Source organism: Puerhibacterium puerhi (genome assembly GCF_009846865.1).
Classification (GTDB): Bacteria; Actinomycetota; Actinomycetes; order Actinomycetales; family Cellulomonadaceae; genus Puerhibacterium; species Puerhibacterium puerhi.
On sequence record NZ_WUWN01000013.1, the window covers coordinates 1 to 25,099 of the forward strand.

At 73.0% G+C, this 25,099-nt stretch carries 24 protein-coding genes; all 24 read left to right on the plus strand.

Annotation, left to right across the window (positions count from 1 at the left end; all coding sequences use genetic code 11):
• The coding region (gene rho / locus GSF02_RS09020) for a transcription termination factor Rho (RefSeq protein WP_235915467.1) at nucleotides 1-1,449 on the plus strand (1,449 nt) is incomplete at its 5' end.
• A 141-nt stretch (nucleotides 1,450-1,590) separates the two neighbouring features.
• Nucleotides 1,591-1,800 (plus strand): 50S ribosomal protein L31, encoded by a 210-nt coding sequence (gene rpmE / locus GSF02_RS09025; protein ID WP_159794918.1) that lies wholly within the window; start codon nucleotides 1,591-1,593, stop codon nucleotides 1,798-1,800.
• Between the two features lie 171 nt (nucleotides 1,801-1,971).
• A complete protein-coding gene (gene prfA / locus GSF02_RS09030) occupies nucleotides 1,972-3,069 on the plus strand; it encodes a peptide chain release factor 1 (protein WP_159794920.1) in 1,098 nt (365 codons plus the stop codon).
• 59 nt (nucleotides 3,070-3,128) lie between these two features.
• A complete protein-coding gene (prmC, locus tag GSF02_RS09035) occupies nucleotides 3,129-4,055 on the plus strand; it encodes a peptide chain release factor N(5)-glutamine methyltransferase (RefSeq protein WP_159795075.1) in 927 nt (308 codons plus the stop codon).
• 5 nt (nucleotides 4,056-4,060) lie between these two features.
• The gene (locus tag GSF02_RS09040; RefSeq protein WP_159795077.1) at nucleotides 4,061-4,789 is read left to right on the plus strand and encodes an L-threonylcarbamoyladenylate synthase; all 729 of its coding nucleotides are present in this window, start codon (nucleotides 4,061-4,063) and stop codon (nucleotides 4,787-4,789) included.
• Nucleotides 4,786-6,135, plus strand: coding sequence for a glycosyltransferase family 4 protein (locus GSF02_RS09045; protein ID WP_159794922.1), 1,350 nt, complete (start codon nucleotides 4,786-4,788; stop codon nucleotides 6,133-6,135). Before GSF02_RS09040 ends, GSF02_RS09045 begins: the two co-directional genes overlap by 4 nt.
• The gene (locus tag GSF02_RS09050) at nucleotides 6,132-6,623 is read left to right on the plus strand and encodes a hypothetical protein (protein WP_328799011.1); all 492 of its coding nucleotides are present in this window, start codon (nucleotides 6,132-6,134) and stop codon (nucleotides 6,621-6,623) included. The genes GSF02_RS09045 and GSF02_RS09050 overlap by 4 nt, the downstream gene beginning before the upstream one ends.
• Nucleotides 6,624-6,856: 233 nt before the next feature.
• Nucleotides 6,857-7,660: a F0F1 ATP synthase subunit A gene (atpB, locus tag GSF02_RS09055; RefSeq protein WP_408003881.1), complete on the plus strand. Its 804-nt coding sequence runs from the start codon at nucleotides 6,857-6,859 to the stop codon at nucleotides 7,658-7,660.
• Nucleotides 7,661-7,777: 117 nt separating this feature from the next.
• A complete protein-coding gene (locus tag GSF02_RS09060) occupies nucleotides 7,778-8,008 on the plus strand; it encodes an ATP synthase F0 subunit C (RefSeq protein ID WP_159794924.1) in 231 nt (76 codons plus the stop codon).
• Nucleotides 8,008-8,592, plus strand: coding sequence for a F0F1 ATP synthase subunit B (locus GSF02_RS09065; RefSeq protein ID WP_159794926.1), 585 nt, complete (start codon nucleotides 8,008-8,010; stop codon nucleotides 8,590-8,592). The genes GSF02_RS09060 and GSF02_RS09065 overlap by 1 nt, the downstream gene beginning before the upstream one ends.
• Nucleotides 8,592-9,407, plus strand: coding sequence for a F0F1 ATP synthase subunit delta (locus GSF02_RS09070; RefSeq protein ID WP_159794928.1), 816 nt, complete (start codon nucleotides 8,592-8,594; stop codon nucleotides 9,405-9,407). Before GSF02_RS09065 ends, GSF02_RS09070 begins: the two co-directional genes overlap by 1 nt.
• 97 nt (nucleotides 9,408-9,504) lie before the next feature.
• The gene (gene atpA, locus GSF02_RS09075) at nucleotides 9,505-11,130 is read left to right on the plus strand and encodes a F0F1 ATP synthase subunit alpha (protein WP_159794930.1); all 1,626 of its coding nucleotides are present in this window, start codon (nucleotides 9,505-9,507) and stop codon (nucleotides 11,128-11,130) included.
• 3 nt (nucleotides 11,131-11,133) lie between these two features.
• Nucleotides 11,134-12,030 (plus strand): F0F1 ATP synthase subunit gamma, encoded by an 897-nt coding sequence (locus GSF02_RS09080; RefSeq protein WP_159794932.1) that lies wholly within the window; start codon nucleotides 11,134-11,136, stop codon nucleotides 12,028-12,030.
• A 69-nt stretch (nucleotides 12,031-12,099) separates the two neighbouring features.
• Nucleotides 12,100-13,581 (plus strand): F0F1 ATP synthase subunit beta, encoded by a 1,482-nt coding sequence (atpD, locus tag GSF02_RS09085; RefSeq protein WP_159794934.1) that lies wholly within the window; start codon nucleotides 12,100-12,102, stop codon nucleotides 13,579-13,581.
• A gap of 119 nt (nucleotides 13,582-13,700) precedes the next feature.
• A complete protein-coding gene (locus GSF02_RS09090; RefSeq protein WP_159794936.1) occupies nucleotides 13,701-13,985 on the plus strand; it encodes a F0F1 ATP synthase subunit epsilon in 285 nt (94 codons plus the stop codon).
• An 11-nt stretch (nucleotides 13,986-13,996) separates the two neighbouring features.
• Entirely contained in the window at nucleotides 13,997-14,416 is a 420-nt protein-coding gene (locus tag GSF02_RS09095; RefSeq protein WP_159794938.1) for a DUF2550 domain-containing protein, read from the plus strand.
• Nucleotides 14,417-14,519: 103 nt separating this feature from the next.
• Nucleotides 14,520-15,215, plus strand: a complete 696-nt coding sequence (gene nucS, locus GSF02_RS09100; RefSeq protein WP_159794941.1) for an endonuclease NucS — start codon at nucleotides 14,520-14,522, stop codon at nucleotides 15,213-15,215.
• Between the two features lie 49 nt (nucleotides 15,216-15,264).
• A complete protein-coding gene (locus GSF02_RS09105; protein ID WP_159794944.1) occupies nucleotides 15,265-16,530 on the plus strand; it encodes an N-acetylglucosamine-6-phosphate deacetylase in 1,266 nt (421 codons plus the stop codon).
• Between the two features lie 262 nt (nucleotides 16,531-16,792).
• Nucleotides 16,793-17,872: a LacI family DNA-binding transcriptional regulator gene (locus GSF02_RS09110; RefSeq protein WP_159794947.1), complete on the plus strand. Its 1,080-nt coding sequence runs from the start codon at nucleotides 16,793-16,795 to the stop codon at nucleotides 17,870-17,872.
• A 99-nt stretch (nucleotides 17,873-17,971) separates the two neighbouring features.
• Nucleotides 17,972-19,294, plus strand: coding sequence for an ABC transporter substrate-binding protein (locus GSF02_RS09115; RefSeq protein ID WP_159794950.1), 1,323 nt, complete (start codon nucleotides 17,972-17,974; stop codon nucleotides 19,292-19,294).
• A gap of 88 nt (nucleotides 19,295-19,382) precedes the next feature.
• Nucleotides 19,383-20,357: a carbohydrate ABC transporter permease gene (locus GSF02_RS09120; RefSeq protein ID WP_159794953.1), complete on the plus strand. Its 975-nt coding sequence runs from the start codon at nucleotides 19,383-19,385 to the stop codon at nucleotides 20,355-20,357.
• Nucleotides 20,357-21,262, plus strand: a complete 906-nt coding sequence (locus tag GSF02_RS09125; RefSeq protein WP_159794956.1) for a carbohydrate ABC transporter permease — start codon at nucleotides 20,357-20,359, stop codon at nucleotides 21,260-21,262. Before GSF02_RS09120 ends, GSF02_RS09125 begins: the two co-directional genes overlap by 1 nt.
• A 54-nt stretch (nucleotides 21,263-21,316) precedes the next feature.
• Complete coding sequence (gene yicI / locus GSF02_RS09130) at nucleotides 21,317-23,620, plus strand: alpha-xylosidase (RefSeq protein ID WP_159794959.1); 2,304 nt, start codon at nucleotides 21,317-21,319, stop codon at nucleotides 23,618-23,620.
• Nucleotides 23,617-25,080 carry a GH1 family beta-glucosidase gene (locus GSF02_RS09135; protein ID WP_159794962.1) on the plus strand — a complete coding sequence of 488 codons (1,464 nt, stop codon included), beginning with the start codon at nucleotides 23,617-23,619 and terminating at the stop codon, nucleotides 25,078-25,080. The genes yicI and GSF02_RS09135 overlap by 4 nt, the downstream gene beginning before the upstream one ends.
• The last annotated feature ends 19 nt before the right edge of the window (nucleotides 25,081-25,099 follow it).

Here is a 25,099-nt window from a genome sequence, read left to right on the forward strand (position 1 = left end):
CGCCGCGACGGCGGCGCCCGCGAGGAGCAGGCCGCGCAGAACGGCGCGCCCGCCGGTGCCGGCCAGCAGGGTCAGCAGGACGGCGGCGCGCAGCGCCCGGCCCGCCAGGACCGCCGCGACGACCGCCGCGACGACCGCGACGACGACCGCGAGGGCGGCTCGCGCCGCCGCCGGGGCCGTGACCGCGGCCGCGACCGCAAGCGGGGCCGGAGCCGCGGCGGCCAGCCCGACGTCGCCGGGCTCGAGGACATCGAGGTGCGCGAGGACGACGTGCTGCTGCCCGTCGCCGGCATCCTCGACATCCTCGACAACTACGCCTTCGTGCGCACGAGCGGCTACCTGCCGGGCGAGAAGGACGTCTACGTCAGCCTCAACCAGGTGAAGAAGGCCGGCCTGCGCCGCGGCGACGCCGTCGTCGGCGCCGTCCGCCAGCCGCGCGAGGGCGAGGAGCCGCCGCAGGGCAAGAACGCGCGCAGCAAGTTCAACGCGCTCGTGCGCCTCGACTCCGTCAACGGCATGTCGCCGGAGCAGGCCCGTCAGCGCCCGGAGTTCACCAAGCTCACGCCGCTGTACCCGCAGGAGCGCCTGCGCCTGGAGAACCCGGAGGCCACCCGTCTCACGCCGCGCGTGATCGACATCGTCGCGCCGATCGGGAAGGGCCAGCGCGGCCTCATCGTCGCGCCGCCCAAGGCCGGCAAGACGATCATCATGCAGCAGATCGCCAACGCCATCACGAACAACAACCCTGAGGTCCACCTCATGGTCGTGCTGGTCGACGAGCGGCCCGAAGAGGTCACGGACATGGAGCGGACGGTCAAGGGCGAGGTCATCGCCTCGACGTTCGACCGCCCGGCGTCCGACCACACGGTCGTCGCGGAGCTGGCCATCGAGCGCGCCAAGCGCCTCGTGGAGCTGGGGCAGGACGTCGTCGTGCTGCTCGACTCGCTGACCCGCCTGTCGCGCGCCTACAACCTCGCCGCCCCGGCGTCCGGCCGCATCCTGTCCGGCGGTGTCGACGCCGCGGCCCTGTACCCGCCGAAGAAGTTCTTCGGCGCCGCCCGCAACATCGAGAACGGCGGGTCGCTGACCATCCTTGCCTCGGCGCTCGTGGAGACGGGCTCGAAGATGGACGAGGTGATCTTCGAGGAGTTCAAGGGCACGGGCAACATGGAGCTGCGCCTGTCCCGCAACCTCGCCGACAAGCGGATCTTCCCGGCGGTGGACGTCAACGCGTCCGGCACCCGTCGCGAGGAGATCCTCATGTCCAAGGACGAGCTGGGCATCGTCTACAAGCTGCGCCGCGTGCTCGGCGCGCTGGACCAGCAGCACGCCATCGAGCTGCTGCTCGGCAAGCTCAAGGACACCCGCACGAACGTCGAGTTCCTGCTCGAGGTCCAGAAGACGACGCCGAGCAGCCTGTCCGACCAGCGCGCGGGCGAGACGATCTGACCTCCCGCACAGCCCGCCGGGCCGCGCCGCCGCCGCGATTTCCGCGGCGGCGGCGCGCTCTGGCAGAATGACCCGTCGGCCATCCGGTTCACGGCCCGCAGTCAGCGGGGCGACCCGGAGGCACCACCACGAGGAGCATCCATGAAGTCCGGTATCCACCCCGAGTACGTCGTGACGAAGGTCGTGTGCACCTGCGGCAACGAGTTCGTCACCCGCAGCACCGAGCAGTCCGGCGTCATCAGCGCCGACGTGTGCAGCGCCTGCCACCCGTTCTACACGGGCAAGCAGAAGATCCTCGACACCGGTGGCCGCGTGGCCCGGTTCGAGGCCCGCTACGGCAAGCGCAAGTAGCGACCCCGCAGCGCCGGTGGTCCGCCCGACAACCTCTCCAGGGGCAGTCGGAGGCCGGACCACCGGCGCTGTTGCTTTGCCCGGACACCTGCCCGGGCTCCCGCCCGAGCACCAGCCCGCGCACCAGTTCGAGCACCGTCCCGGGAAACCTCAGCCACCCACGGAGCCCACGTGACCGACCCCTTCGCCGCCGTCCGGCCGCTGCTCGCCGAGCACGCCGAGATCGAGCGCGCGCTCGCCGACCCCGCCGTGCACGCGGACGCCGGCCGCGCGCGGACGCTGGGGCGGCGGTACGCGGAGCTGAACCGCGTCGTCGGCGCCTACCGCGCCTTCGAGGCGGCGCGCGACGACGCGCAGGCCGCCGCCGAGCTGGCCGAGCTGGGCGGCGACGACGCCGCCGAGCTCGCCGCCGAGCTGCCCGCGCTGCGGGCGGCCGAGGCCGATGCCGCGGAGCACCTGCGCCGCGTGCTCGTGCCGCGCGACCCGGACGACGGGCGCGACGTCATCCTCGAGATCAAGGCGGGGGAGGGCGGCGAGGAGTCGGCCTTGTTCGCCGGGGACCTGCTGCGCATGTACCTGCGGTACGCCGAGCGCCGCGGGTGGTCCACGCAGGTGCTGGAGTCCACCGAGTCGGGGCTGGGCGGCTACAAGGACGTCCAGGTGGCCATCAAGGCCCGCTCGGTCGAGGACCCGGCCGACGGCGTGTGGGCGAACCTCAAGTACGAGGGCGGCGTGCACCGCGTGCAGCGCGTGCCCGTGACCGAGAGCCAGGGACGCATCCACACCTCCGCGGCGGGCGTGCTGGTCTTCCCCGAGGTCGACGACCCGGGCGAGGTCGAGATCGACCCGAACGACCTGCGCATCGACGTCTTCCGGTCCTCGGGTCCCGGCGGGCAGTCGGTCAACACCACCGACTCCGCGGTGCGGATCACCCACCTGCCGACCGGCATCGTCGTGTCGATGCAGAACGAGAAGTCCCAGCTGCAGAACCGCGAGCAGGCCATGCGCGTGCTGCGGGCGCGGCTGCTGGCCGCCCGCCAGGAGGCGCAGGCCGCCGAGGCGGCCGACCTGCGCCGCTCCCAGGTGCGCACCGTGGACCGCTCGGAGCGGATCCGCACCTACAACTTCCCGGAGAACCGGATCGCCGACCACCGCACGGGGTACAAGGCCTACAACCTCGACCAGGTGCTCGACGGCGACCTCGAGCCGGTGATCCGCTCCGCCGTCGACGCCGACGAGGCCGCCCGCCTCGCCGCCGCGGGCGCGTGAGCACCGGGGCCGGGGCGTCCCCGGCGACGGAGCCCGCGCCGCCGACGGCCGGCGCCGCCGTGCGCTGGGCGGCCGCCCGCCTCGCCGCGGCCGGGGTGCCCTCGCCGCGCACCGACGCGGAGCTGCTGCTGGCGCACGTCCTCGGCGCCGACCGCGGCGAGCTGCGCCGCCTGGCGGTCCTCGACGCCGCCCTGCCGGGCGACGCCCCCGCCACGTTCGCCGCCCTCGTCGGGCGCCGGGCGCGGCGCGAGCCGCTGCAGCACCTCGTCGGCACGGCGCCGTTCCGCCACCTCGAGCTCGCCGTGGGCCCGGGCGTGTTCGTGCCGCGCCCCGAGACGGAGCAGGTCGCCCAGGTGGCGATCGACGAGGCGCGCCGGCTCGCCGCCGCCCGCGCGGGCGAGCCGGTCGTCGTGGTCGACCTGTGCACCGGCTCCGGCGCGATCGCGCTGGCCGTGGCCACCGAGGTGCCGGCGGCGCAGGTGCACGCCGTCGAGCTGGACGCGGCGGCCCACGGGTGGGCCGAGCGCAACGTCGCCGCCGTCGCCCGCGCCACCGGGGTCGCCGTGCGGCTCCTGCGCGGCGACGCGCGCACGGCGCTGCGCGAGCTCGACGGGCAGGTCGACGTCGTCGTGTCCAACCCGCCGTACGTGCCCCCGGACGCCGTGCCCCGCGACCCCGAGGTGGCCGGGCACGACCCGGCCGTCGCGCTCTACGGCCTGGGCCCCGACGGGCTCGAGGTGCCGCGCGGGGTGACCGCCGCCGCGGCGCGCCTGCTGCGCCCCGGCGGGCTGTACGTCATGGAGCACGCCGAGGTGCAGGACGCCGCCGCGCGCCGGATGGTCGACGCCGTCCGGGACGGCGCGGGCCCGGCGTTCGCCCCGGCCGAGACCCGCCCGGACCTCGCCGGGCGTCCCCGCATGGTGGTCGCCAGGCGCCGGCCCGAGGCGCCGGCGGCGTCCCCCGCCGTGCCAGACTGGATGCCGTGAGCAGCATGCAGGACGTCACCGACCCGAACAGCTGGGGCCCCGCCCTCGACGAGGCGGTCAACACCGTCTCGCGCGGTGGCCTCGTCGTGCTCCCCACCGACACCGTGTACGGCATCGGCGCGGACGCCTTCGACGCCGACGCCGTCGCGGCCCTGCTCGCGGCCAAGGGCCGAGGCCGGCAGATGCCCCCGCCCGTGCTGGTGCCCGACACCCGCACGCTCGACGGCCTGGCCACCGAGGTGCCGGACGACGCGCGCCGGCTCGTCGAGGCGTTCTGGCCCGGGGGGTTCACGATCATCCTGCGGGCCCAGCCGTCGCTGCAGTGGGACCTCGGCGAGACCCGCGGCACGGTCGCGCTGCGCATGCCGGACCACCCGGCAGCGCTGGCGCTGCTGCGCCGCACCGGGCCGATGGCCGTCTCGAGCGCCAACAGGACCGGCCAGCCGTCGGCGCTCGACGCCGCCGACGCGCGCGATCAGCTCGGCGACGCCGTCGCCGTCTACCTCGACGGCGGCACGGCGCCCGGCGGGGTGGCGTCCACCATCGTCGACGCCACGGTGACGCCCTTCCGGGTGGTGCGCCAGGGCGCGATCGACCTCGAGGCGCTGCGCGCCGTGGTGCCCGACGTGCTCGGGCCGGGGGAGGAGCCGGCCGCGGACGCCGCGGGACCCGCCGAGCCCGCGGCCGCGCCCGGTGACGCGGCCGACGAGAGTCCCGCCGGAGCCGCCGGGTGAGGGCGTACGTCCTGCTGATGCTGGTCGCGGCGGCCGTCACCTACCTCTCGACGCCCGCGGCCCGCTGGCTCGCGCGCCGCACCAACGCCATCTCGGCGGTGCGCGACCGCGACGTGCACACCCTGCCCACCCCGCGGGCCGGCGGCCTGGCGATCCTGCTCGGCATCGTCGTGGCGGTGTTCGTGGCCTCGCACATGCCGTTCCTCGAGCGCGTCTTCGACGAGCCCCAGGTGTGGGGCATCGTCGGGGGAGCGGTCATCGTCGCGCTCCTGGGCTGGGCCGACGACATCTGGGACCTCGACTGGATGACCAAGCTGGCCGGCCAGGTGCTGGCGGCCGGCTTCATGGCGGTCATGCAGGTCCAGCTCGTGAGCTGGCCGGTCCCGGGCACCCTCGCCATCCCGTCGTCGCGGATGTCGCTGTTCGTCACCGTCCTGGTGATCGTCGTGGCCATGAACGCGGTGAACTTCGTCGACGGCCTGGACGGCCTCGCGGCGGGCATCGTCGCCATCGGCGGCGCCGCGTTCTTCCTGTACACCTACGGGCTGACCGCCCAGCAGAGCCCCATGGACTACTCGGACCTGTCGTCGATGACGATGGCGGTGCTCGTCGGGGCGTGCCTGGGCTTCCTGCCGCACAACTTCTTCCCGTCGCGGATCTTCATGGGCGACTCCGGGTCGATGGTGCTGGGGCTGGTGTTCGCCGGCGCGACGATCTCGGTGACCGGCCGGATCGACCTGTCGACGTCCGGGGCGCAGAACGTGCCGGCCATCATCCCGTTGCTGCTGCCCATCGCCGTCGTGCTGCTGCCGCTGCTCGACATGGGCATGGCCGTGGTGCGGCGCGTCGCCGCCGGCAAGTCGCCGTTCCACCCGGACCGGATGCACCTGCACCACCGCATGCTGGCGATCGGGCACTCCCACCGCCGCGCCGTCGTCATCCTCTACGTCTGGACGGCGGTGTTCGCCTTCGGCGCCGCCGCGCTGGTGCAGTGGCACTGGACCGGGGTGCTCGCGGGCGTCGGCGTCGCCGTCGTCGCCGCGCTGGCCGCCACGCTCGGCCCGCTGCGCACGCGCGGGCGGTTCCTCGACGACGACGTCGCCACCGCGAGCGCCCGGGCGGTGGACGTCGACGAGGCCGACGTGCCCGGCGAGCCCGGCGTGCCTGTCGGGACCGGGGTGCCCGCTGCGTCCGGCGTGCCCGCTGCGCCGGGGCCGGCCGCCCCGTCGCCCTTCCTGCCGACGTCCGCCCTGCCCGGCCCCGTCCCCGCCCCGACCGGCTCCCTGCCGACCCCCGCCCCGACCTCCACCCCGACCCCCACCACGACCGAAGGACGCCCCCGGTGACGACCTCTCCCGACCCCCGGCCCGCCGAGGACCCGACGCCCGCCGCGCCCGACGCCGCGCCCGCCACCACGCCCGCCACCGACCAGGGCGAGCCGGAGCGCCGCGTGCTGCGCCGCGCCCTGCGCGACACGCTGCTGCTGCTGCTCGTCCTCGCCGTCGTCGGCGTCGTCGTCGGCGCGCTCGTCTCCGGCGCCGCCGGCGTGTGGGGCGCCCTCGTGGGCGTCGCCCTGGCGGCCTTCTTCTGCGGGGTCACCATCTGGTCGATGGGCCGCACCGTCGGGGCCAGCCCGGCGACGACGGGCGCCGTGGTCATGGGCTCGTGGATCGCCAAGATCGTCGTGCTGGTCGTGGTGCTCGCGGTGCTGCGCGGCCAGGACTTCTACGACCGGTGGGTGCTCATCGCGGTGCTCGCCGTGGGCGCGATCGGCTCGGCGCTGCTCGACTACCGCGCCGTGCAGCGCGGCCGCGTGCCCTACGTCCAGCCCTGAGCCCGGGCCGCCGGCCTGCACCGGCCCCGCTCCCGGCGCGCCCCGGCGCCCGACGGCTCGTGCCGTTGTTCACAAGGGGCGGTTTTCCGGCCTGAACTCGGGCGGGACCGGGTCGGGGCATCCCCGAACATCCGGTAGAGTTACCGGCGAATCCATGACGGCCAGGTCCGACGGCGTGCCCGCACTGCGGCGACTCGGACCTCTGACCTACGGGAGTCCTCCTGTCCACGTCAGTGAACACCCTGCTCCTCGCCGCCGACGAAGGTGAGGGTGGTTTCCACGCGCCGTCGATCGCGGACTTCTTCCCGCATGCCATCCTCTTCGAGGGCACGCCCTTCCAGATCGACCGGCACTGGATCATCCGCATCGTCGCGACGATCGTGCTGCTGACGGTCTTCGTCGTCGCCGCCCGTCGCGCCCGCCTGGTGCCCGGCCGGTTCCAGTCGGCGATCGAGTTCCTGCTCGACTTCGTGCGCGTGCAGATCGCCGAGGAGGTCATCGGCAAGGCGAACGCCCGGCGGTTCGTGCCGATGCTGACCACGATCTTCCTGACGATCCTGGCCTTCAACCTCACGGGCATCGTGACGGGCCTGAACCTGGCCGTGACGTCGCGCATCGGCACCCCGCTGCTGCTGGCGCTGTGGGTCTTCGTGACCTACTGGGCCGTGGGCATCAAGAAGCACGGGCTCGGCGGCTACCTGAAGAACAACCTCTTCCCGCCCGGCGTGCCGTGGCCGATCTACATCATCCTGACGCCGATCGAGCTGCTGCAGCTGCTGATCATCCGGCCGTTCTCGCTCACGGTGCGGCTCGTGGCCAACATGGTCGCCGGGCACATCATGCTCGTGCTCTGCTTCGCGGCGACGCAGTTCTTCCTCCTCGAGGCCAGCGGCGGCATGAAGGTCTTCGGCGTGCTGACCCTCGGCGGCGGCATCTTCATCACGCTGTTCGAGATGCTGGTCGCGTTCCTGCAGGCGTACATCTTCGCCCTCCTGGCGGCGGCCTACATCAACATGTCGCTGGAGGAGGAGCACTGACCGCTCCTTCGGGCGGCGCTCCTCGCACCACCTGAACCCCGCGACGGGCACTGCGAAGCCCGCCGCACCCAGCCGACGTCGGTCCGACCGGGCCGACGCCAACCGGAAGGAAAGCAAGTGGACGTCACCACTCTCGCCGAGGTCACGGGCAACCTGAACGCGGTCGGCTACGGTCTCGCCGCGACCGGCCCGGGCATCGGCCTCGGCATCCTCATCGGCAAGACGATCGAGGGCATGGCCCGCCAGCCCGAGGTCGCCGGCCAGCTGCGCGCCACCATGTTCCTCGGTGTCGCCTTCGTCGAGGTGCTCGCCCTCCTCGGTCTCGTCGCCGGCTTCCTGTTCCAGTGATGACGGCGCACACCAGCGCCGCCGTGGTGGTGGCGCAGACGGAGGAGCCGAACGGGCTCGAGCTGTTCCTGCCCGCCTCGTACGACCTGGTGTGGTCGCTCGTGGTGCTCGTGATCATCGCCTTCGCGTTCTACAAGCTCGTGCTGCCGCGGATGCAGGCGGTGCTCGACGAGCGGGCGGAGAAGATCGAGGGCGGCATCGCCAAGGCGGCCCAGGCCCAGGAGGCCGCGGACCAGGCCCTCGAGGAGCAGCAGCGCCTGCTCGCCGAGGCCCGCGCCGACGCCGCCAAGACCCGTGAGGAGGCGCGCGAGGAGGGCAAGGCCATCGTGGCCGAGCTGCGCGCCAAGGCCGGCGAGGAGGCCGCTCGCATCACCGAGACGGCGCACCGCCAGATCGAGGCGGAGCGTCAGGCCGCCGCCGTGCAGCTGCGCAGCGAGGTCGGCGAGCTCGCCACCGAGCTGGCCTCCAAGATCGTCGGCGAGTCGCTGGACGACTCGGCCCGCCAGTCGCGCGTGGTCGACCGCTTCCTCGACGAGCTCGAGGCCTCGCAGACGGCGGCCGCCGCTCCGGGCAAGGAGAGCTGATGCGCGGGACGAGCGGAGCATCGCTGGCCGCGGCGCGCGAGCGCTTCGAGCCGGTGCTGCGCGACGCGGGTGACGCGGGCCTGACGCTCGGCGAGCAGCTGTTCGCCGTCGTCGACGCGCTCGACTCGTCGGGTGCCCTGCGCCGCACGCTCTCCGACCCGTCGACGCCGGGCGAGGACAAGGCGGCCGTCGTGGCGCGCGTCCTCGCGGGCGGCTTCGACGGGCGCGTGGTCGACCTCGTGGCGGGCCTGGCCCGGTCGCGCTGGTCGGCCGAGGCGGACCTGGCCGACGCCGTCGAGCGCCTGGGCGTGGACGCGGTGCTCGCCGCTGCCGAGGCCCGCGGCGCGCTCGAGTCCGTGGAGGACGAGCTCTTCCGGGTCACGCGTGCGCTCGCCGGCGCCCGCGAGGCGCGCGAGGCGCTGTCCGACGCGTCGTCCGACCCGCGTCGCCGGGCCGCGCTCGTCGACGCGCTGCTCGCCGGCAAGGCGGACGCCGTGACGGTCGTCCTCGCCCGGCGTGCGACGACCGCCCTGCGCGGCCGTCGGTTCGTCGCGGCGCTGACCGAGATCGGCGAGGTCGTCGCGGAGCGGCGCAAGCGCCTGGTGGCCTCGGTCACCAGCGCGGTGGTGCTCACGCAGGCGCAGACCGACCGGCTCGGCGCGCTCCTCGAGCGTGCCTACGGCCGGCCCGTGCAGCTCAACGTCTCCGTGGACCCGTCCGTGCTGGGCGGCCTGCGCATCCAGGTCGGCGCGGACGTCGTCGACTCCACCGTGCTGTCCCGCCTGGCCGACGCGCGTCGCCGGCTGGCCGGCTGAACCGACGAGGCACAGCCGGCCCGCGTCCGACGCGGACCGCCGGCACAGACAACGAACGTGAGGCCGCCGATCCCGCGGCCACGACAGGAGCAGAACAATGGCTGAGCTGACGATCCGGCCGGAGGAGATCCGCGCCGCTCTGGACAGCTTCGTGAAGTCCTATGAGCCCACGGGCGCGGCGACCGAAGAGGTCGGCCGTGTCACCTACGCCGCGGACGGCATCGCCTACGTCGAGGGCCTGCCGGGCGCCATGGCCAACGAGCTGCTGCGCTTCGAGGACGGCACGCTCGGCCTCGCGCAGAACCTGGACGTGCGCGAGATCGGTGCCGTGGTGCTCGGCGAGTTCGCCGGCATCGAGGAGGGCCAGGAGGTCCGCCGCACGGGCGAGGTGCTCTCCGTCCCGGTCGGCGAGGGCTACCTCGGCCGCGTCGTGGACCCGCTGGGCAACCCGATCGACGGCCTGGGCGCCATCGAGTCCGAGGGCCGCCGCGCCCTCGAGCTGCAGGCCCCCGGCGTCATGGCCCGCAAGTCGGTGCACGAGCCGCTGCAGACCGGCATCAAGGCGATCGACTCGATGATCCCGATCGGCCGTGGTCAGCGTCAGCTGATCATCGGCGACCGCCAGACCGGCAAGACGGCGATCGCGATCGACACGATCATCAACCAGAAGGCCAACTGGGAGTCGGGCGACCCGACGAAGCAGGTCCGCTGCATCTACGTGGCGATCGGCCAGAAGGGCTCGACCATCGCCTCCGTGCGCGGCGCGCTCGAGGAGGCCGGCGCGCTGGAGTACACGACCATCGTCGCCGCCCCGGCGTCCGACCCGGCGGGCTTCAAGTACCTGGCCCCGTACACCGGCTCGGCCATCGGCCAGCACTGGATGTACTCGGGCAAGCACGTCCTGATCATCTTCGACGACCTGTCGAAGCAGGCCGAGGCCTACCGAGCCGTCTCGCTGCTGCTGCGCCGTCCGCCGGGCCGCGAGGCGTACCCCGGCGACGTCTTCTACCTGCACTCCCGCCTGCTCGAGCGCTGCGCGAAGCTGAGCGACGAGCTGGGCGCGGGCTCGATGACCGGCCTGCCGATGATCGAGACCAAGGCGAACGACGTCTCGGCGTACATCCCGACCAACGTCATCTCCATCACGGACGGCCAGATCTTCCTGCAGTCCGACCTGTTCAACGCCGACCAGCGTCCCGCCGTGGACGTCGGCATCTCGGTGTCCCGCGTCGGCGGCGACGCCCAGATCAAGGCGATGAAGAAGGTCGCGGGCACGCTGAAGCTCGAGCTGGCCCAGTACCGCTCGCTCGAGGCGTTCGCCATGTTCGCCTCGGACCTCGACGCGGCGTCGCGCGGCCAGCTGGCCCGCGGTGCGGCGCTCATGGAGCTCCTCAAGCAGCCGCAGTACACCCCGTACCCGGTCGAGGAGCAGGTCGTGTCCATCTGGGCCGGCACCAAGGGCAAGCTCGACGACGTCCCGATCGAGGACATCAAGCGCTTCGAGGCCGAGCTGCTCGACCACATGCGTCGCAAGACCGACGTGCTGACGACCATCGCGACGACCGGCAAGCTGGAGGCCGACACGGAGGCCGCGCTCGCCGCCGCCGTGGACGAGTTCCGCGCCGGGTTCGTCAAGGGCGACAGCACCCCGCTGGTCGGCGGTCAGGACGACGTCGACGTGACGGTCGAGCAGGAGCAGATCGTCACGGGCAAGAAGGCCTGACGCATGGCCGGAGGATCCCAGCGCGTCTACAAGCAGCGGATCAAGTCGACGCAGTCGCTGAAGAAGATGTTCCGCGCGCAGGAGCTCATCGCCGCGTCGCGCATCGGCAAGGCCCGTGCGCGCACCGCGGCGGCGGCGCCCTTCGCGCAGGCCATCACGCGGGCCGTGTCCGCGGTGGCGACCCACGCGTCGGTCGAGCACCCGCTCACGAGCGCGCGCCACGACACCGACCGGGTGGCGATCCTCGTCGTCTCGTCGGACCGCGGCATGGCGGGCTCGTACTCCTCGGCGATCATCCGCGAGGGTGAGCGCCTGCGCGAGCGCCTCGAGCGCGAGGGCAAGCAGGTGGAGCTGTACGCCACGGGCCGCCGTGCCATCTCGTACTACCGCTACCGCGGGCGCCAGCTCGCCGGCGAGTGGTCGTACGGCTCGGAGCGCCCGTCGGCCGAGGACGCCGAGGAGATCTCGGAGACCCTCCTCGGCCGGTTCCTGGCGGGCGCCGCCGACGGCGGTGTCGCCGAGCTGCACGTGGTCTACACGCAGTTCGTCAACATGGTCACGCAGCGTCCCCGGGTCGCGCGGCTCCTGCCGCTCGAGGTCGTGGAGGGCGTGTCCGAGCAGGGCGAGGCCGCGCCGCTGTACGACTTCGAGCCGTCGCCCGAGGTCGTGCTCGACACGCTGCTGCCGCGGTACGTCCGCAGCCGCATCTACAGCTTCCTGCTGGACGCGGCGGCGTCCGAGCTCGCCTCGCGCCAGCGCGCGATGCACACGGCGACGGACAACGCCGAGGACCTGATCCGTACCTACACGCGCCTGGCCAACCAGGCGCGCCAGGCGGACATCACCCAGGAGATCAGCGAGATCGTCTCGGGTGCCGACGCCCTCGCCGCGTCGGCGTAGCGGATTTCCGCTCGCCCTGCGCGACGACCAGACTGACACCCAGACGACCTTTTCGAAGCGAGGCAAGCAATGACCGCCACCACCGTGGAAGCCCCGGTCGAGCGCCAGAGCGGTCCCGGCGTGGGCCGCGTCGCGCGTGTGATCGGCCCCGTCGTGGACATCGAGTTCCCCGAGGACGCGATCCCCGACATCTACAACGCCCTCACGGTCGAGATCGACCTCTCCTCGCAGGGCGAGGGCGAGAAGACCTTCACGCTGACCCTCGAGGTCGCCCAGCACCTCGGCGACTCGCTGGTGCGCGCCATCGCGCTCAAGCCGACCGACGGTCTGGTGCGCGGCGCGGTCGTCACCGACACCGGGGCCCCGATCTCCGTGCCCGTCGGCGACATCACCAAGGGCCACGTGTTCGACGTGACCGGCAACGTGCTCAACCTCAAGGAGGGCGAGCAGTTCGAGGTGACCGAGCGCTGGCCCATCCACCGCAAGGCCCCGGCCTTCGACCAGCTCGAGTCGAAGACCCAGATGTTCGAGACCGGCATCAAGGTCATCGACCTGCTCACCCCGTACGTGCAGGGTGGCAAGATCGGCCTCTTCGGCGGTGCGGGCGTCGGCAAGACGGTCCTCATCCAGGAGATGATCCAGCGCGTCGCCCAGGACCACGGCGGTGTGTCCGTGTTCGCCGGCGTCGGCGAGCGCACCCGTGAGGGCAACGACCTCATCCACGAGATGGAGGAGGCCGGCGTCTTCGACAAGACGGCCCTGGTGTTCGGCCAGATGGACGAGCCGCCGGGCACCCGCCTGCGCATCGCCCTGACCGGCCTGACGATGGCGGAGTACTTCCGCGACGTGCAGAAGCAGGACGTGCTGCTGTTCATCGACAACATCTTCCGCTTCACGCAGGCGGGCTCCGAGGTGTCGACGCTGCTCGGCCGCATGCCCTCCGCGGTGGGCTACCAGCCGAACCTCGCCGACGAGATGGGCATCCTGCAGGAGCGCATCACCTCGACGCGCGGCCACTCGATCACCTCGCTGCAGGCGATCTACGTGCCGGCCGACGACTACACCGACCCGGCGCCCGCGACCACGTTCGCCCACCTCGACGCGACGACGGAGCTCTCCCGCGAGATCGCGTCGAAGGGTCTGTACCCGGCCGTGGACCCGCTGGCCTCGACCTCCCGCATCCTCGACCCGCGCTACGTGGGCCAGGAGCACTACGAGGTCGCCACCCAGGTGAAGTCGATCCTCCAGCGCAACAAGGAGCTGCAGGACATCATCGCGATCCTCGGTGTGGACGAGCTCTCGGAGGAGGACAAGACGATCGTCGCGCGTGCGCGCCGCATCCAGCAGTTCCTCTCCCAGAACACGTACATGGCGGAGAAGTTCACCGGCGTCGCCGGCTCCACCGTGCCGCTGTCGGAGACCATCGAGGCGTTCAAGAAGATCGCCGAGGGCGAGTTCGACCACGTCGCCGAGCAGGCCTTCTACAACATCGGTGGCCTCGAGGACCTCGAGCGCAACTGGGCCCGCATCCAGAAGGAGTACGGCGCCTGACGCCCCCCGGCCGGCCGGCCGCTCGCCAGAGCGGCCGGCCGGCCGCCGGACAACCCACGGCGTCCCGCCGTCCGCCGCACGGCGGCACCCGGGGCGCCGCCCCCGAGAGGAGTACCCCTGTGGCAGAGCTGAGCGTGGACCTCGTGGCCACCGACCGCAAGGTCTGGTCGGGCACGGCCCACCAGGTGAGCGCGCCGTCGGTCGACGGCCAGGTCGGCATCCTCGCCAACCACACGCCGCTGCTCGCGGTGCTGCGCCCGGGCACGGTCAAGGTCAGCACGACGCACGGCGAGTCCGTCGAGGTGCACGTCAGCGGCGGCTTCGTGTCCGTGGACGACAACCTCGTGACGATCGTCGCCGACGACATCGCGCCGGTCGCGCCGGCCGAGTCCCGGATCGCCTGAGGCTCACCGCCGTGCCGTTCGCCGCCTGGGTCGCCGTCGCCGTCATCGCGCTGCTGGCCGTCCTGGCGGCGATCGGCGCGTGGCGGCTGCGGGCGCTGTCGCACCGGGTCGGCTCGTTCCCGTGCCACGCCCGGGCGGCGGACACCCCGAGCGCCGCGTTCACCCTGGGCATCGCCCACTACGCCGTCGGGCGCATCGACTGGTACCGGTGCTGGTCGCTCGCCCTGCGTCCCGCGCGGACCTGGTCGCGCGAGCGGCTCGAGGTCACCGGCCGCGTCCCGCTGGACCAGGCCGGCCAGCCGGACCAGTACCTGGTGCGATGTCGCTACGACGGGACGGACTTCGAGCTGTCCATGTCGTCCGGCGCGTACGCCGGCCTCGCCTCCTGGCTCGAGGCCGCACCACCGGGCCGCCGCGACCTCGTGCTCTGACGCGCCGGCTCCCGGCGCCGTCGCCCCGCCGCGGTCCTCGTGCCGCCGGCCCCACCCCCACCCCGGTCCCGTCCCTGACCGCCAGATCGACCGCTGGAGCTTTGTGCGCCTCGTCGTCGCCCAGTGCTCGGCCCGCTACACGGGCCGCCTGACCGCCCACCTGCCCCTGGCCACCCGCCTGCTCGTCGTCAAGGCCGACGGCAGCGTGCTGCTGCACTCCGACGGCGGGTCCTACAAGCCGCTCAACTGGATGAGCCCCCCGTGCACGCTGCGGGTGGCGGAGCCGGACGACGCGGCCCGCGCGCGGGGCGTGACCGCCGTCTGGACGGTCCAGCACGCCAAGTCCGACGACCGGCTGGAGATCGAGCTGCACGAGGTCGTGCACGACTCGAGCCACGAGCTCGGCGTCGACCCCGGCCTCGTCAAGGACGGCGTCGAGGCCCACCTGCAGGAGCTGCTCGCCGAGCAGATCGCCCTGCTCGGCGACGGGCACACCCTCGTGCGCCGCGAGTACATGACCGCGATCGGCCCCGTCGACATCCTCGCCCGCGACCCCGCGGGGGGCACCGTCGCCGTCGAGATCAAGCGTCGGGGCGACATCGACGGCGTCGAGCAGCTCACCCGCTACCTCGAGCTGCTCAACCGCGACCCGCTGCTGGCGCCCGTGCGCGGCGTCTTCGCCGCGCAGGAGATCAAGCCGCAGGCGCGGGTCCTGGCGACCGACCGCGGCATCACCTGCCTCGTGCTCGACTACGACGCCATGCGCGGCGTCGACGACGTCGAGTCCCGCCTCTTCTGACGGCCTGCCGCTGCCCGGTGCTGGGAGCGGCGTGCGGGAGGATGGCGCCATGACGCCCACGCCCTCCCCGTCCGGCACCGTCGTCCTGCGGGGCCGGGTCGTGACCCCGGACGCGGTGGTCGACGACGGCGTCGTCGTGCTCGACGGCGACCGCATCGTGCTCGTCGGGTCCGTCGACGACGTCGTGCGCGCAGGGGTGGCCCCCGACGTCGCCGCGGCCGTCGCCGAGTCCGCGCCGACCCCCGGGACGACGCTCCTGCCCGGCCTGGTCGACCTGCACAACCACGGCGGCCGCGGGGCGAGCTTCCCCGACGCGACCACGCCGGACGAGGTGCGCACGGCGGCGGGGGAGCACCTGCGGCACGGCACGACGACGATGCTGGCGTCGCTGGTCACCGCCGACCGACGCACGATGCTGGAGCGGGCGGAGCTGCTCGCCGCGCTGGCGGAGGCGGGCGAGCTCGCCGGGATCCACGCCGAGGGGCCGTTCCTGTCGTACGAGCGGCGCGGCGCGCAGAGCCCCGAGCACCTCGTGGCCGGCGACGCCGGGTTCGTGCGCGAGCTGTCCGCGGCGGCGCGCGGGCACCTGCGCACGATGACCGTGGCCCCGGAGGTGCCGGGCGTGGCCGGGCCCGGGGGCGCCGCCGAGGCGCTGGTCGCCGCGGGCGCCATCCCGTCCCTGGGGCACACCGTGGGCACGACGGAGGAGGCCGAGGCCCTGGTGGCGCAGGTCGCCGCGGGGCTGCGGGAGGCGGCCGCCGGGGGAGCGCCGGCCCGGGAGATGACGGCCACCCACCTGTTCAACGGCATGCCGCCGCTGCACCACCGCGCGCCCGGTCCCGTCGCGGCGTGCCTCGCCGCGGCGGCCCGGGGCGACCTCGTGGTCGAGCTCGTCGCCGACGGCGTGCACCTCGCGCCGGCCACGATCCGCTCCGTCATGGCGACGCTGGGCGCCGACCGCGTCGCGCTCGTCACCGACGCGATGGCCGCCGCGGGCATGCCCGACGGCGCCTACGAGCTGGGGCCGATGTCGGTGACCGTCCGCGGCGGCGTCGCGCGCCTGACCGACCCCGGCGACCCCGAGGGCGGCTCGATCGCCGGCGGCACGGCGCACCTGCTCGACGTCGTGCGCACCACGGTTGCGGCCGGCGTGCCGCTGGTCGACGCCGTCCGGGCGGCGTCGTGGGTGCCGGCCCGCGTGCTCGGCCGCCGGGACGTCGGGGGCCTCGTGCCCGGGCGGCGCGCGGACGTGGTGGTCACCGACGCGCAGCTGCGGCCGGTGCGCGTGCTGCGCGCGGGCGTCCAGGTCGCGTGACCGGGCGCTGACCAGCGCCGACGTCCACCGTGCTGGCGCGGCGGGCGTGGCCCGCCGCCCCACCGGCGCCGGCGCGGGGCGCCGGACCGCTTGACGCGGGATTCGTTCGACGGCAATACTCGATGCGCAACATCATCGAAGCGCTTCGACAATGCGCTTCGACGATGCGTTTCGACGAAGCGCTTCGACGAAACGCTCGCCCGCGCGAGCGGCGGCGGGCGCAGCGCACCGCCAGGTGCGCCGATCACGGGGAGGTGACCGGATGGCGACGATGCAGGACGTGGCGCGGCGCGCGCAGGTCTCGCTGAGCACGGTCTCCTACGCCCTCTCGGGCACGCGCCCCGTCTCGGCGGACACGCGCCGGCGCATCGAGGAGGCCATGGCCGAGCTCGGCTACCAGCCGAACGCCATGGCGCGCGGGCTGGCCTCGCGGCGCAGCAACGTGCTCGCCCTGATCTACCCGGCGATGGAGCGCGGGCTCGGTGGCACCGTCGCCGAGTTCGTCGACGCCGCGGCGGTCACCGCCCGGGAGAACGGCTACCACCTGGTGCTGTGGCCCTTCCGGACCACCCAGGCCCCGGAGATCCGCGACCTGGTCCGCCAGGGGATGGCGGCCGGCGTCCTGCTCATGGAGGTCGCGCTCGACGACGCGCGGGTGGACACGCTGCAGGAGGCCGGCATCCCCTACACGATGATCGGCCGCACCCGGGACGTCGAGGGACGCCCGAGCGTGGACATCGACTTCGAGCAGACCACCGAGGACGCCGTCGCCCACCTCGTGGGCCTCGGCCACCGCCGCATCGGCTTCGTCAACCACTCCCTCGCCAGCCGGGAGTCCGGCTACGCGCCCACCTTCCGGGCCCAGGAGGGCTACGAGGCGGCGATGCGCAGCCGCGGCCTGGCGCCGGTCGTCGTGCACAGCGACGAGTCGCCCCGCGGCGGCCGCGCGGCAGCCGCCGAGCTGCTCGAGCGCGACCCGGAGCTGACCGCGCTGGTGACGATGAACGAGATCGCGACCTTCGGCGTGATGGTGGAGCTGCAGTCGCGGCGCATCGACGTGCCGAGCCAGATGTCGATCCTGTCGATCGTCACGTCGCCGGGCGTCGGCGAGATGACCAACCCGCCCCTGACCACCCTGCACGCCCCGGGCGCGGAGCTCGGACGCCTCGGCGTCCTGAAGCTCCTGTCGCTCGTCGACGCCGGCCGCCCCGCGACGCCGGACGTGCTGATCCCGTGCGCCCTCGAGCCCGGGGGCAGCGTCGCGCCCGCCCCGGGCGCGACGCCCCGCACTCACCGCGACGGCCCGGGGAGCGCCGTCGACGGCGATACCGCGTCGTCCTGACGCACCAGCGCGGCCCGACGACGGGTCGCGTCCACCCCGCCCGGGCCACGAGCCCGGGCAACCCGGCCATCGGCCGGGACTCGACGAGGAGGACCCGCGATGAAGCGAACCCGCAAGGGCTCGATGATCGCCGCCCTGGCGGTGCTGCCGCTCGCCCTGACGGCGTGCGTCGGCGGAGGTACGAGCGGCGGTGACGCCGCCGGCGGTGGCGACACCGACGACAAGACGCTGACGATCTGGCACTACGAGAACGACGACTCCGCGATGGGCCAGGCCTGGGCCCGGGCCATCGAGATCTTCGAGGACGAGCACCCGGACGTCGACGTCGTCGTCGAGAAGCAGACGTTCGAGCAGATCCAGAAGAACGCCAAGATCGTGCTCACCGGCGACGACGTGCCGGACGTCATGGAGTACAACAAGGGCAACGCCACCGCGGGCCAGCTCGCCGCGCAGGGCCTGCTCGCGCCGCTCACGGACGTCGCCGAGGAGAAGGGCTGGGCCGACAAGCTCCCCGGCTCGCTGCAGACCACCGCGACCTACGACGAGAACGGCCTCATGGGCTCCGGCGAGTGGTACGGCGTGCCCAACTACGGCGAGTTCGTGCAGGTGTACTACAACAAGGCGATGTTCGCCGAGCACGGCGTCGAGGTCCCCACGACCCTCGAGGAGTTCGAGGCCGCGCTGCAGACGTTCAGGGACGCCGGCATCACGCCGCTGGCCGAGGCGGGCTCCGAGTACCCGCTGGGCCAGCTGTGGTACGAGCTGGTGCTCGCCAACTCCGACCGCAGCCTCGTCGACCAGTACCAGCTGTTCGACGGCGACGTGGACTTCCACGGCCCGGAGATGACGGCCGCCACCGAGAAGCTCGACGAGTGGATCAAGGCGGGCTACATCGCCCCCGACTCGGCGGCGCTGACCGCCGAGGACATGGGCGTGTCGTTCATCAACGGCACCTACCCGATCATGGTCTCCGGCTCGTGGTGGTTCGGCCGCCTCGTCGCCGAGATGCAGGACGACTGGGGCCAGTTCAACTTCCCCGGCAACGCGCTGCACCCGGGCTCGTCCGGCAACCTCTGGGTCGTCCCGGCCAACGCCGACTCGAAGTCGCTGGCCGAGGAGTTCATCGACATCACGCTGCGCCCGGAGGTCCAGAACATCCTCGCCGAGACCGGCGGCCTGCCCGTCGCCGGTGACGCCTCGACGATCACCGACGAGCGCACCAAGCAGCTCACCGAGAACTTCCAGGCGATCCTCGACGAGGACGGCCTGGCGTTCTACCCCGACTGGCCGGTGCCCGGCTACTACGACGTCGTCGTCAGCCAGCTGCAGTCGCTGGTGAACCAGTCGAAGGCGCCTGCCGAGGTGCTCGACGGGCTCGAGTCCGCCTACGTCGACGGCAGGTCCGACCTGACCGGCAGCTGACCGCCCGCGGGGGCGGCCGACGCCGGCCGCCCCCGCCCGGTCCCTGCCGCAGGCCGCCGCACGCCGGCCCGTCACCGAGGAGCTGGAGATGACCGCACAGGTCGAAGTCCGACCCGAGACCGGACCCGAGGCCCGCCCCGTGTCCCGTCAGCGCCGACGCCGCCGCCCGGCGTGGGTGCCCTACCTGCCGTACCTGATCCCCGGAGCCGTCGCGTTCGTCGTCGTGATCGGCTACCCGTTCGTCACCAACGTCTACATCAGCCTCTTCTCGTGGCGCGGCGGCATGTCCCCGCTGCAGTGGGTGGGCCTCGGCAACTACGCCGAGCTGATGCAGGACACCGCGTTCTGGACGTCGTTCACCAACTCGGTGGCGATGATCGCCGCGATGGTCGTGGCGCCCACGCTCATCGGCCTCGTGCTCGCTGCCGTGCTGTTCGACTACCTCGGGCGCCGGTTCGGCGGCCGGGTGGCCGCCGTGCTGCGCGCCACCTACTACCTGCCGCAGATCCTGCCCGTGGCGGTCGCCGGCGTGCTGTGGAACTGGATCCTCAACTCCCAGACCGGCGCGCTCAACGTGATCCTGCGTGGCCTGGGCGTGGACAGCCCGCCGAACTGGCTGGGCGACACGTCCACCGCCCTGCCGACCGTGGCCGCCGTGCTGGTGTGGGTGCAGATCGGCTACCCGGTGGTCATCTTCATGTCCGCCCTGCAGCGGGTGGACCCGGAGCTGTACGAGGCCGCCGAGCTCGACGGCGCCGGCTGGTGGCGGCGCTTCCGCGCGATCACGCTGCCGCAGATCCGCCCCGAGACGTTCGTCGTGACGCTCACCTGCACCGTGGCGGCGCTCAAGGTGTTCGGCCCGATCTACGTGCTGACCCGCGGCGGCCCCGAGAGCTCGACCCTCGTGCCGAGCTACTACTCGTATCTGAACTTCTTCGACAAGTCGAAGGTCGGCTACGGCGCCGCCGTCGCGACGGTGCTGACGCTCGTGATCATCGTCGTGGCCGTCGTCATCCTCGGCCTGCAGAACCGCGCCCAGCGGCGCGAGGAGGAGGGGCGCTGATGTCCACGCTCACCGCACCCGCGTCGACCACGGCGCCGTCCGCACCGAAGAAGGTCCGCGCCTCGCGCCAGGACGAGCGGCACCGCCGCGGTGTCGCGCGCTGGTTCGTCCTGTCCGCGGCCGTCGTCGTCGCCCTGGTCATCCTGGCGCCGTTCGTCATCATGGTGCTCAACGCGCTGAAGTCGCCGCAGGAGTACTCCCAGGACGGCCCGCTCAGCCTGCCCAGCCACCTGTACCTCGACGGCGTCGTCAACTTCTGGGAGCGCACCGAGTTCCCGGTCAAGCTGTGGAACTCGTTCTTCATCTCCGGCGTGGTGGCCGTGCTCGGCACGCTGCTGTCGCTGCTGAACGCCTACGCGATCGGCGTCGGGCGCATCAAGGGCCGGCTGTGGATCGTCACGCTGTTCCTGCTGGCCAACATGCTGCCGCAGGAGGCGCTGATCTACCCGCTGTTCGACATGGCGCAGAAGGTCGGCCTGTCGAACTCGCCGTGGTCGGTGATCATCATCTTCACCGTCATCCAGTCGGCGTTCGGCACGTACCTGCTGGCCTCGGTGCTGGGCACGTTCCCGCCCGCGCTGCTCGAGGCGGCGGCGCTCGACGGCGCCGGCCGCTGGCGGATCCTGTGGCGGGTCGTGTTCCCGATCGTGCGCCCCACGCTCGGCGTGCTGATGATCTTCTTCTTCATCTGGACGTGGAACGAGTTCTTCATCCCGCTGGTGATGCTGACCACCGGCGACACCCAGACGGTGCCGATCGCGCTCGCGTCCCTGCAGGGCGACCGCATGATGGACGCCCCGACGACGAACGCCGGCGCGCTGATCTCCCTGCTGCCCGCGCTGGTCTTCTTCCTCATCTTCCAGCGCACGCTGACCCGCGGCGTCACCGCCGGCTCCGTGAAGTGACCGGGCCGGCGTGACCGCAGCATTCCTCACCGACGAGACCCGAGAGGGTGACGCATGAAGTTCACCGACGGCTACTGGCAGACCCGCCGTGGCATCAGTCCGCTCTACGCCGTGGAGGTCGACGACGTCCGCGTCGACGAGGCCGCCGGCACCATGACGGTGTACGCGCCGACCGCGGTGATCCGCGGCCGTGGCGACACGCTCAACCGGCCGATGGTGACGGTGACGTACTCGTCGCCGATGCCGGGCGTCGTGGCGGTGGACGTCACGCACCACGCCGGCGCGGCGGCGTCCGGCCCGGCCTTCGCGGTCGCCGGTTCCGAGGGCTTCCGGCCCGTGGTCAAGGTCGACGAGTCGGCCGGCGTGCTGGAGACCGGCGGGCTGACCGTGCGGGTGCACCGCGGCGGGCGCTGGCGCGTGGACTTCGAGCAGGACGGCCGCCTGCTGACCTCGAGCCTGCCGAAGTCGGTGGGCGTGATGACCGCCGAGTCGGGCCCGCAGCAGGGTACGTCCTGGGTGCACGAGCAGCTCACGCTCGACCCGGCCGAGCACGTCTACGGGCTGGGCGAGCGGTTCGGGCCGTTCGTCAAGAACGGCCAGGTGGTCGACGTGTGGAACGAGGACGGCGGCACCTCCAGCGAGCAGGCCTACAAGAACGTGCCGTTCTACGTCACGAGCAAGGGCTACGGCGTGTTCGTCGCCCACCCGGAGAAGGTCTCGCTCGAGGTGGCCTCCGAGGTCAACACGCGCGTGCAGTTCTCGGTCGAGGGCCAGTCCCTGCGCTACTACCTCGTGGGCGGCCCGACGCCCAAGGACGTGCTGCGCCGGTACACCGCGCTGACCGGCCGCCCCGCGAAGGTGCCCGGCTGGTCGTTCGGCCTGTGGCTGTCGACGTCGTTCACCACCAGCTACGACGAGGCGACCGTCACGAGCTTCATCGACGGGATGGCCGAGCGCGACCTGCCGCTGAGTGTCTTCCACTTCGACTGCTTCTGGATGCGCGAGTACCAGTGGTGCGACTTCGAGTGGGACCCGCGCACGTTCCCCGACCCGGAGGGCATGCTGGCCCGCCTGCACGACCGGGGCCTGAAGGTGTGCGTGTGGATCAACCCGTACATCGGCCAGCGCTCGCCGCTGTTCGCCGAGGGCGCCGCCAAGGGCTACCTGGTGCGCACCACCGACGGCGGCGTGTGGCAGTGGGACATGTGGCAGGCCGGCATGGGCCTGGTGGACTTCACCAACCCCGAGGCCACGCAGTGGTACCTGGGCCACCTCGAGCGCCTGCTCGACCAGGGCGTCGACGCGTTCAAGACCGACTTCGGCGAGCGCATCCCGGTGGACGACGTCGTCTGGCACGACGGCTCGGACCCGCGCAAGATGCACAACTACTACGCGCACCTGTACAACGAGGCGGTCTTCCGGCTGCTGGAGCGCAAGCGCGGCACCGGCGAAGCGGTGCTGTTCGCCCGCTCGGCCACGGCCGGCGGCCAGCAGTTCCCGGTGCACTGGGGCGGCGACTGCGACTCGACGTACGCCTCCATGGCGGAGTCGCTGCGCGGCGGGCTGTCGCTGGCGATGTCCGGCTTCGGGTACTGGAGCCACGACATCGGCGGCTTCGAGGGCACGCCCGACCCCGGGGTGTTCAAGCGGTGGCTGGCGTTCGGCCTGCTGTCGAGCCACTCGCGGCTGCACGGCTCGGGCTCCTACCGGGTGCCGTGGGCGTTCGACGACGAGGCCGTCGACGTCACGCGCGAGTTCACGCACCTGAAGCTGTCGCTCATGCCGTACCTGGGCCGGCTGGCCGACGAGGCGCACCGCGTGGGCGTGCCGATGATGCGCCCGATGGTGCTGGAGTTCCCCGGCGACCGCGGGGCGCAGCCGTTGGACATGCAGTACATGCTCGGCGACGCGCTGCTCGTGGCCCCGGTGTTCACCCCGGACGGTACGGTCGAGTACTACGTGCCGGAGGGCACGTGGACGCGGCTGGTCGACGACGCCGAGGGCTCGCACGCGGCCACGGTGACGGGCCCGCGCTGGGTCACGGAGGAGCACGGCTTCACGTCGCTGCCGGTGCTGGTGCGGCCGGGTACGGTCCTGCCGGTCGGCGCGCGGGACGACGCGCCGGAGTACGACTGGGCGGACGGCGTGACGCTGCGCTGCTTCGAGCTGCCCGAGGGACACGACGAGGTGGTCACGGTGCCGGGTGGGACAGGCGAGGACGCGACGTTCCGGGTGCGGCGGACGGCGGACGCCGTCGTCGTGACGACGACGGACGCGCCGGGGGAGTGGGGCGTCGAGCTCGGCGGCCGGCAGGCCCGGGCGACCGGCGCCGGCGAGCTGCGGGTGGTGGTCGCGTGAGCGCGCCGACACAGGCTCAGGGCGCGGCCGCGGGCCGCACGTTTCCCGACGACTTCGTCTGGGGCACGGCCACCGCCGCCTACCAGATCGAGGGCGCGGCCGCCGAGGGCGGCCGCGGCCCGTCCATCTGGGACACGTACTCGCACACGCCGGGCCGGACGCTCGGCGGCGACACCGGGGACGTGGCCGACGACCACTACCACCGGTGGGAGGAGGACGTGGACCACCTGGTGCGCCTCGGGATGGACGCCTACCGGCTGTCGATCTCGTGGCCGCGGGTGCAGCCGGGCGGGCGCGGGGAGCTCAACGCCGAGGGCGTGGCGTTCTACGCGCGCCTGCTCGACGCGCTGCGCGAGCGCGGCATCCGCCCGGTGGTGACGCTGTACCACTGGGACCTGCCGCAGGAGCTCGAGGACGCCGGCGGCTGGGCCAACCGCGAGACCGCGTACGCGTTCGCCGAGTACGCCCGGCACATGGCGCGCGAGCTGGGCGAGCGGGTGGACACCTGGACGACGCTGAACGAGCCGTGGTGCTCGGCCTACCTGGGCTACGGCTCGGGCGTGCACGCCCCGGGCCGCACGGAGCCGGAGGCGGCCCTGCGCGCGGTGCACCACCTCAACCTGGCTCACGGGCTGGCCTCGGCCGCGGTCCGCGACGTGCTGGGGCAGGACGCGCGCACCTCGGTGACGCTCAACCTGCACGTGGTGCGCCCGGAGGACCCGGACCGCGACGCGCTCGCGGTGCGGCGGATCGAGGCGCTGGCCAACGGGGCGTTCCTCGGCCCGATGCTCGAGGGCGCCTACCCGCAGGACCTGCTGGACACCACGGAGTCGGTCAGCGACTGGTCGTTCGTCCAGCCCGGCGACCTGGAGCTGGTCCGCCAGCCGATCAGCGTGCTGGGCGTGAACTACTACTCGCCGGTCACCGTGCGGCTCTTCGACGGCACGGGCGAGCGCTCCGAGGACGACGGGCACGGCGCGTCGAAGCACACCCCGTGGATCGGCGTGCAGGACGTGGAGTTCGTCCAGGTGCCCGGTGAGCGCACGGCCATGGGCTGGGGCATCGACGCCACGGGCATGTCGGACCTGCTGGTCTCGCTGGCCAGGCGGTACCCCGACGTGCCGCTGATGGTCACGGAGAACGGCGCCGCGTTCGACGACGAGGTGACCGTCGAGGACGGCGTGCGGCGGGTGCACGACCCGCGGCGCGTGGCCTACCTGCACGACCACGTCGCAGCCGTCGCCGACGCCCGCGACGCCGGTGCCGACGTGCGCGGCTACTTCGCCTGGTCGCTGATGGACAACTTCGAGTGGGGCTACGGGTACTCCCGACGCTTCGGGCTGCTGCACGTCGACTACGACACGCTCGAGCGCACGTGGAAGGACTCCGCACACTGGTACCGCCGCCTGGCCGCCACCGGCCTCCTGCCGGCGGTGACGGAGGTGGACCCGCAGGCGTGAGGTCGCCCGCCGCGGCGAC